A 7877-nucleotide genomic window follows, 5' to 3' on the forward strand; every position below is an offset into this window, starting at 1 on the left:
CTCACTAAAACCAGGTGGAGCGCGAGGATGCTATCCACCGCAGATAAAATCCATGTTTCCGTTCCCGCACCTCGGAAGCGTGATCCCGGTTACGTTCAGTGGCTTTTAGTCACCTTTCCGGGGGGTTCATCCGATCCGGCGCAGCAGTTCCCGGGCGACCTCCTCCGACGACGCCGGGTTCTGGCCGGTGATCAGCGAACCGTCGACCACCACGTACGGCTGCCAGTCCGGTCCCGCCGCGAAGTCGGTGCCCAGCTCGATCAGCCGGTCCTCCAGCAGCCACGCCGCCTTCGGGGCCAGCCCGGCCGCGCTCTCCTCGGCGTTGCTGAAACCGGTCACCCGGCGGCCCGCCACCAGTTGCGGGTCCACCGGCAGCAGCGCGGCCACCCCGTGGCAGACCAGCCCGAGCGGCACCCCGGTGGAGATCGCCTTGCCGGCCAGCGCCGCCGAGGTGGGGTCGACCGCCAGGTCCTCCATCGGCGCGTGCCCGCCCGGGTAGAAGACCGCCGCGTACTCCCCCAGATCCACCGTGCCCAGGTCCACCGGCGCCGGCACCACCGGGGCCTCCGCGCCGTCCAGGCTGGCCGGGTCCACCACCGGCGCCACCGCACCCGGGGTGGCCACCGTCACCTCATGCCCGGCCTCGGTCAGGATCCGGAACGGCACGGCGAACTCCTCCGCCCAGAAGCCGGTGGTGTGCCGGGTGCCGTCGCGCAGCGTCCAGTGGCCGGCGGCACTCATCACGAACAGGATCTTCGCCATCGGTATCTCCTACGGTCTCGTCGGTGTCAGGAACGACCGTAGATCGCTTGCCCATCGGCCCACCAATAGAATCCTCGGTGTGACCGATCGGTTCTCCGATGGCAGCCTGGATCAGCTGCGCACCTTCCTCGCGGTGTACCGGGCCGGCGCCATCACCGCCGGCGCGCGGGCCGTGGGCCTGTCCCAGTCCACCGTCACCAGCCAGATCCGCGCCCTGGAGCAGCAGTCCGGCCGCCAGCTGTTCCAGCGGACCGCCCGGGGCGTGCGGCCCACCGCGGTCGCCGACGAGCTCGCCGCCCGGATCGCCGGACCGCTCGACGACCTGGCCCGCGCGCTCACCCCGGCCGAGCCGTCCACCCCGCCCGAACCGGTGCACCTGGCCGGGCCGGCCGAACTGCTGGCCACCCGGGTGATGCCCGCCCTGGCGCCGCTGGTGGCCCGGGGCGTCCGGCTGCGGATCACCGCCGGGCTCACCGACGAGTTGCTCGACGGGGCCCGGCACGGCCGCTTCGACCTGGTCCTGGCCACCACCCGGCCGAAGGGCCGGGCACTGTCCGCGACGGTCCTGGCCGACGAGGAGTTCGTGCTGGTCGCGACGGCGCCACTGGACGTGGAGCGGGCGCCTCTGATCGCGTACGCGGAAGACGTCCCGATCGTCCGCCGCTACTGGCGGCACGTCTTCGGCCGCCGCCTGACCGTGAGCCCGGCGGTGGTCATCCCCGACCTGCGGGGTGTGCTGGCCGCCGTGCTGGCCGGCGCCGGCTGGTCGGTGCTGCCCCGCTATCTGTGCGCCGAGCAGTTGGCCTCCGGCGCTCTGACCCTGCTGCACGACCCGGAGGACCCACCGATCAACACCAGCTTTCTGGTACGCCTGCCGGGCACGTCCACCAACCCGCACGTACGCCTGGTCCACGACACCCTCCGCACTGCCGGGCCCTCCTGGTAGGACGGCGGGCCCGGTCATCCGGGAAAGCCGACCGACGGCCCTTGCCGACGGGACATTCGCCGACCACGATCAGGGGAGGATGGCGTTAGGAGGCGGCGACGTGGCCACTCAGAGGATCGTCGTGGGCTATGACGGCTCGCCCGACGCGCGCAAGGCCGCCCGGTGGGCGCTGGACGAGGCGCAGCGGACGGACGCGACGGTGGAGCTGCTGTACGCGTACGAGTGGCCCAGTTACGTCCCCGCCGCCGCGATGATGCCGGCCGCCGCCGTCTACCCGGACGCCGACACCGACGACGCGGTCGGCGAGATGCTGGGCCAGGCCCTGGAGACCGCGTCGGCCACCCATCCCGGGGTCCGGTTGTGCACCCGGGTGGAGCACGGCACGGCGGCGGTGGCGCTGGCCCAGCGCAGCGCCGAGGCGTCCCTGGTGGTGGTCGGCGGCCCCCGGCACTCGCCGGTGCGCGCGCTGCTCGGCTCGACCAGCGCCTCGGTCGGCGCGCACGCCCGCTGCCCGGTCGTCGTGGTGCGCGGCGAGCCCCGGGACACCGCGCCGGTGGTGGCCGGGGTGGACGACTCCCCCGCCGCCGGGCTGGTCCTCGGGTTCGCCTTCGAGCAGGCGGCGATGCGCGGGGTGCCGTTGCGCGCGGTGCACGCGTGGCCGGTGCCGGCCGGGCGCGACATGCTCTCCGACGTCAACCTGTGCGCGGTCGCCGCCGAGCGGGACCGGCTGCGGTCGGTGGTGGACTTCTGGCGGGGCCGGTTCCCCCGGGTGCCGGTGACCAGCGAGATCCTGGTCGGCGGGCCGGGTGAGGTGCTGGCCGAGGCGGCCGCCGGGGCGCAGCTGGTGGTGGCCGGGGCGCGGGCCCGCCGGGCGCTGCGGGTGGCCCTGCGCCCGTCGATCGGCAGGCACCTGCTGCACCGGGCCCGGTGCAGCATCGCCCTCATCCACGGCGCCCGCTGAGCCCCGCCCCACGGCGCGCCGGTTTCACGGGTGGTGGACCGGCACCAGCCTCTCCACCCGGCGCAGCAGTTCAGCCGGGGTGAACGGCTTGGCCAGGTAGTCCTCGGCGCCGACGGTGTGCCCGAGGGCCACGTCGGCCGGCGAGCCCCGGCCGCTGATGATGATCACCGGGATGTGCGCGGTCTGCGGCGACGAGTGCAGCTCGTAGCAGAAGCCGATCCCGTCCAGCCCCGGCATCGACACGTCGAGCAGGATCAACTGCGGGCGCTCGTGCACGGCCAGTGACATCGCGGCGCGCCCGTTGTCGGCCTCGATGATCCGGTAACCGGCCGCCTGGAGCTTCACCGACACCAGGTCCCGCACGTCCCCGTCGTCGTCGGCGATCAGGACGGTCGGCGGCTGGAGCGCCGTCGCCCAGTCCCCCGCGAACCACGGCAACGCGTCGGCATCACTGAACGTGAGCGCCGTGGTCGGTACGGACGGGATGTAGGGCATGGGTCATCTCCTCGCAGCCTCGCTTGGACCGGACTCATCGGCACGCCCACCCGCAACCGCAGGAGAGTGACGGTTGCTACTCGGGTGCATCGGGGGCCGATGGTGACAGGGCCGAACCGACCGGTTAGGTTAGGTTTACCTAAAGAGGGAGGCGACCGTGACCCAGACCGCAGTGCCCACCGAGGTCCACCCGTTCCGGTTCTTCCCGGTTCAGGTGGCCCGGACCGAGCGTCTCAGCCCCAACTTCCTGCGGGTGACGTTCACCGGCGACGAGCTGGCCCACTTCGGCGACAACGGCTGGGACCAGCGCATCAAGCTCATCCCGCCGCTGCCCGGCTCGGGTTTCGCGCATCTGCCGACCGGCCCCGACTGGTACACCCGCTGGCGTGAGCTGCCCGACGAGCAGCGCAACCCGATCCGGACGTACACCATCCGCGATGTCCGCGCCGCCGACCGCGAGATCGACGTCGACATGGTCCTGCACGGGGTGAACGGCCCGGCCTCACGCTGGGCGGTGGCCGCCGTCCCCGGCTCGGAGATGACCGTCCTCGGCCCGAACGCCGAGTTCGGCGGCCCGTCCGGCGGCATCGACTTCCACCCGCCGGCCGGCACCCGCCGGATCCTGCTGGTCGGCGACGAGACAGCGGTCCCGGCGATCGCCTCGATCCTGTCCCGCCTCCCGGACGACACGGTCGGTCACGCCCTGCTGGAGGTTCCGGAGGGCGCCGACCAGCTGGCGATCACCGCCCCGCCCGGCTTCACCGTCACCTGGCTGCCCCGCGACGGCGAGGCGCACGGCGTCAAGGTGATCCCGGCGGTCCACGAGGTCGCCACCAGGCTGATCGGCGACTGCGTCCCCGCGGCCACCACCACCCTGGAGGACGTGGACATCGACGAGGGCATCCTGTGGGAGGTCCCGGACGAGACCGTCAGTGCCCCGGACGGCTTCTACGCCTGGCTGGCCGGCGAGGCCGGAGTGATCAAGACGTTGCGCCGTCACCTGGTCGCCGAGTGCGGTGTGGACCGCCGCTCAGTGGCGTTCATGGGTTACTGGCGTCTCGGCCGGGCCGAGTCCTGACCGATCCGGGGCACGCCCGGCGCGACGGCGTGCCCCCTGGATCGACATCCGCCAGTGCCCATGATCTGACAGCGATCATGTCGGCCCGGTGCCACCGTCGGAAGACGTGACCCCACGAGTACGAGCCGAGCTGCGCCGACCGGGCGGCTTCACCGAACGATCCATGCGAGTCGTCCTGGACTCCGCGACCCTGCCCCGCGATCAGGCCGCCCAGCTGGCCCGCCTGATCGAGGAGATCGACCTCACCCGGGTGGGCGCGGAGATCGGCGCCGCCTCCGAGGCCGACCTGACCCGCTACCAGCTGGCCGTCGAGTGCGGCGGGCGCCAGTGGCGCGGCACCGTGGCCGAACCCTGCGTGCCCACCGAACTGCGTCCGCTGCTGCGGTTCCTGACCAGCGAGCCGTTCACGTAGATTCCCTCAGATCGCCCGGCCGCCCGCCGACGAACCACACCATGACGGCTTCCCGGTACGTCCTGCGCTCGGCCGCGTTCGTGGCCGCCTATCTGGTGGTCTTCCTGGTCTGCGCCGCGTTCCCGTGGTTCCCGGTGCCCGCGGTCGCCGTCGCCGCGATCTGGCTCACCGCCCAGGGCCGCTTCGGGCAGCGCCGCTTCGACGTCATCATGCTGGCCACCACCGCGGCGGTCGGCGCCACCCTGGACGGCGCGAGCCTGCTGATGTGCGCCGTCGTCGCGATCCTCACCGTGGTGCCCGCCCTGTTCTACGCGATGGTGATGGACCGCCGCCTGCCCGGCTACTGGCTCGGCCACGGCGACCGGTTCCGCCGCCCCCGCGCCGCCCTGGTCAAGCTCGCCGGGATCGCCCCGCTGACCGCCTTCACCAGCCTCGTCCTGGAAGGCGTCGCCGACACCGGATTCGACGTCGGCCCGGCACTGCTGCGCGCCGCCGCCCTCGCCGCCGTCCTCTTCCTGGCGCCCCTGGCCATACGCGCCACTCGTACGCACAGTGACCGCCAGGGCCGGCCCACCCTCACCGTGGTCCGCTGACCCAACCCCGCTGACCAGCGGAGATCCTCGTCATATTCGACATCCCGCAAGCGCTGATGGCCGTAACAACGAGATACATATCGCCGGAATGATCGACGCGCGAGACCACCGACCGGTGGAAGAATCCTCGGCTTGAGATCTGAACGACGGGGAGGCCTTCCGCGATGACGACCTACGGACGATCCGCGCGACTACTGCGCCGATACGGTCCATGGACACTGGTGGTCACGACGGCGGCCATCGGCGCCGCGTACGCCCTGAACCAGCAGGCGCCCTCCGTCTACCGGTCCGAGGCGACGATCCTGGTCGACGCCGGCCTCACCAGCACCCCCGCCGTCCGGCCCAGCACCGCCCCGCAGTACTTCCCGGCCGACCCGGACGTCCGGACCGAACGCGCCGTGCTCCTCTCCGACGCGGTGCTGCTCCCCGCCGCCGGCCGGGTCGGCACGTCCACCGCCGACTTCGCCCGCGACCTGACCGTCGACGTCGTCCCGGACACCCGCGTGCTGCGGATCCGCTACACCGCCGACAACCGGTTCAGCGCCCAGGTCCGCACCCGCGCGCTGGTCGAGGCGTACGTCGCCTACCGCAACCGTGGCCCCGCCGACGTCTCCGTCCTCAGCGAACCCAGCCTGGCCACCGGCCCACGGACCCGCCCGCTCGTCCCCGACCTGGCCGCCGGGCTCGCCGCCGGCCTGCTGCTCGGCGCCGGCACCGCCCTGCTGCGCTCCCGCACCCGCGGCCGGATCCGTTCCCGCGACGACTTCGCGGCACTCGCCGGCACCCCGGTCGTCGCCACCGTCCCCCGATACAAACGCCCCGGCGGTACGTCCACCGGGGCGCCCGTGGTCCTCCGCGAGCCGGAGTCACCGGCCGCCGAGTCGTACCGTTACCTGCGCGCGCGCCTGGCGCCCGCCCTGCGCCCGACCAGCACCACCACGATCCTGGTCACCAGCCCCGGCGACCGGCAGGGCCGCACCAGCACCGCCGCCAACCTGGCCGTCACCCTCGCCCAGGCCGGCCGTTCGGTCGTCCTGGTCGACGCCGACCTGCGCAACCCGCGCCTGCACCACGTCTTCCAGGTGCCCGGCGACCACGGCCTGACCACCCTGCTGGACGGTGACACCGGCGTCTCCGGGGTGATCGAGGAGACTCAGGTCCCGCACCTGTCGCTGATCCCGGCCGGACGGCGCGACGGCGACCACGTCGACCTGATGGACAGCACCCGGATCGCCCGTGTCCTGCGAGCCGTCCAGAAGCACGCCGACGTGGTCATCGTGGACACCGCCGCGGTGTTGACCGCCGCCGACGCGATCGCCCTGGCCGCGCTCAGCGACCTGGTCCTGCTGGTCGGCGACTACACCCGCACCAGCCGCGAGTCGGTCCGGCGCGCCCTCGCCGAACTCGCCGAGGTCACCCACGACAACGTCCGCCCGGTCCTGGTCAACGCGCCGAAGAGCGCCGGCGGCCTAGTCCCGCGCCCCCGCGTGCACTCCACCGGACCGGGTCCCCAGCCGCTCACCCGCGACCGCCTCGTCTCGGACGCCGACGACGTGGCACCACCCGGCGTCACCTCACACACCTATGTCGAGGTGGAGACCGGCGACGAGAACGACCGCTCCGCGATCGCCGACTTCTACGCCCGCACGACAACGGTCGGCGTCCCGGTCATCTACGGCTCAACCCAGACCGCGACGGTGTACGCCTCCGCCAACGCCACCGCCACGTCCAACCCCGAGTCCGCCCAGTCCGACGAGGCCTCGGAAGCACTCGGGTCCCCAGAAGCGTCCTCATCCCCGGCAGCGTTGTCGTCCCAGGAAGTGCTCTCGTCCCAGGAAGTGCTCTCGTCCCCGGCCGCCGATGACGCCGAGTTCTCCACGGACCATGCGTCGCCGGACTCCGCCGAGGACGCCGCTTCCGACCTCGACGAGGAACTGGCCGCGATCGTGCCCATCTCGCCGGTGGACGGCGCCCCCTCCACCACTCCTTCCACCGCCCCTTTCGCCGGTCCCTCCACCACTCCTTCCACCGTCCCCTCCGCCGCTCTCTCCACCACTTCCTCCGCCGCTCTCTCCACCACTTCCTCCGCCGTTCCGGAGGCCGGCTCGCCGGAGAAAGCTCCCCCTTCGGAGACCATGCAGGTCCGCGGCTGACCGCCCGTCCTGTCAGTTCTTGGACAACATCGACCGTACTGTCCGATTAGTGTCTCTCCTGGAGCGTGAATGAACCGCATCGCCGGGTTGGGTCCCGCTTTCCCAGGGGATTCAGCGCTCAGACCCGACCCGGCGAATCTCCTAGAGAGGTGAGCGATGACCACGAACCAGACGATCGAGACCACTACCGGAAAACTCCACGCGGCCACCGGCAACACACGTCAGGCGCTGACCACGGCGAGTTCCAAGGCCACCGCCGCGGTCCGCCGAAATCCCAAGAAGTCGGCCACCGCCACCACAGTGGTCCTGGCCGCCGCAGCAGCAGCCGCGGTCCTGCTGACCCGCCGCCGTTCCGCCAGGGCCGCAGCCCAGAACCGTAGCCGCCTGGCCCAGTTCCTACACCGCTGACCTCGGCCGGTTCAACACCAACCGCTACTTCGGCCGGTTCAACACCAGCCACTGCTTCGGTCAGTTCAA

Annotated in this window: 9 protein-coding genes; 7 read left to right on the forward strand and 2 right to left on the reverse strand. The window is 72.2% G+C overall.

The window, feature by feature from the left end; genetic code table 11:
- Positions 1-126 precede the first annotated feature (126 nt).
- Entirely contained in the window at positions 127-762 is a 636-nt protein-coding gene (locus ACQ0O7_RS28720) for a type 1 glutamine amidotransferase domain-containing protein (RefSeq protein ID WP_430786267.1), read from the reverse strand.
- A gap of 79 nt (positions 763-841) precedes the next feature.
- On the opposite strand from ACQ0O7_RS28720, the gene ACQ0O7_RS28725 reads away from it, so the two are divergent.
- Entirely contained in the window at positions 842-1708 is an 867-nt protein-coding gene (locus ACQ0O7_RS28725) for a LysR family transcriptional regulator (RefSeq protein ID WP_430786269.1), read from the forward strand.
- A gap of 100 nt (positions 1709-1808) precedes the next feature.
- Positions 1809-2669, forward strand: coding sequence for a universal stress protein (locus tag ACQ0O7_RS28730; RefSeq protein WP_430786271.1), 861 nt, complete (start codon positions 1809-1811; stop codon positions 2667-2669).
- Between the two features lie 24 nt (positions 2670-2693).
- On the opposite strand, the gene ACQ0O7_RS28735 is transcribed toward ACQ0O7_RS28730, so the two are convergent.
- On the reverse strand, positions 2694-3164 hold the full coding sequence (locus ACQ0O7_RS28735) for a response regulator (RefSeq protein WP_430786273.1): 471 nt from the start codon (positions 3162-3164) through the stop codon (positions 2694-2696).
- 157 nt (positions 3165-3321) lie between these two features.
- On the opposite strand from ACQ0O7_RS28735, the gene ACQ0O7_RS28740 reads away from it, so the two are divergent.
- The 5 genes from ACQ0O7_RS28740 (at position 3322) to ACQ0O7_RS28760 (ending at position 7808) form a co-directional block, all read left to right on the forward strand.
- Positions 3322-4242, forward strand: coding sequence for a siderophore-interacting protein (locus ACQ0O7_RS28740; RefSeq protein WP_430786275.1), 921 nt, complete (start codon positions 3322-3324; stop codon positions 4240-4242).
- A gap of 106 nt (positions 4243-4348) precedes the next feature.
- Positions 4349-4654: a protealysin inhibitor emfourin gene (locus tag ACQ0O7_RS28745; RefSeq protein WP_430786277.1), complete on the forward strand. Its 306-nt coding sequence runs from the start codon at positions 4349-4351 to the stop codon at positions 4652-4654.
- A gap of 41 nt (positions 4655-4695) precedes the next feature.
- Entirely contained in the window at positions 4696-5247 is a 552-nt protein-coding gene (locus ACQ0O7_RS28750) for a hypothetical protein (RefSeq protein WP_430786279.1), read from the forward strand.
- 164 nt (positions 5248-5411) lie between these two features.
- Positions 5412-7400, forward strand: a complete 1989-nt coding sequence (locus tag ACQ0O7_RS28755; RefSeq protein WP_430786281.1) for a polysaccharide biosynthesis tyrosine autokinase — start codon at positions 5412-5414, stop codon at positions 7398-7400.
- 156 nt (positions 7401-7556) lie between these two features.
- Complete coding sequence (locus tag ACQ0O7_RS28760; RefSeq protein ID WP_430786283.1) at positions 7557-7808, forward strand: hypothetical protein; 252 nt, start codon at positions 7557-7559, stop codon at positions 7806-7808.
- The last annotated feature ends 69 nt before the right edge of the window (positions 7809-7877 follow it).

Origin of the sequence: Actinoplanes sp. G11-F43 (genome assembly GCF_050589265.1) — a bacterium.
Classification (GTDB): Bacteria; Actinomycetota; Actinomycetes; order Mycobacteriales; family Micromonosporaceae; genus Actinoplanes.

Coding starts and splice junctions, on each gene's coding strand:
- ACQ0O7_RS28720 (WP_430786267.1), bottom strand. CDS start 762: ATGGCGAAGATCCTGTTCGTGATGAGTGCCGCCGGCCACTGGACGCTG.
- ACQ0O7_RS28735 (WP_430786273.1), bottom strand. CDS start 3,164: ATGCCCTACATCCCGTCCGTACCGACCACGGCGCTCACGTTCAGTGAT.
- ACQ0O7_RS28750 (WP_430786279.1), top strand. CDS start 4,696: ATGACGGCTTCCCGGTACGTCCTGCGCTCGGCCGCGTTCGTGGCCGCC.
- ACQ0O7_RS28755 (WP_430786281.1), top strand. CDS start 5,412: ATGACGACCTACGGACGATCCGCGCGACTACTGCGCCGATACGGTCCA.
- ACQ0O7_RS28760 (WP_430786283.1), top strand. CDS start 7,557: ATGACCACGAACCAGACGATCGAGACCACTACCGGAAAACTCCACGCG.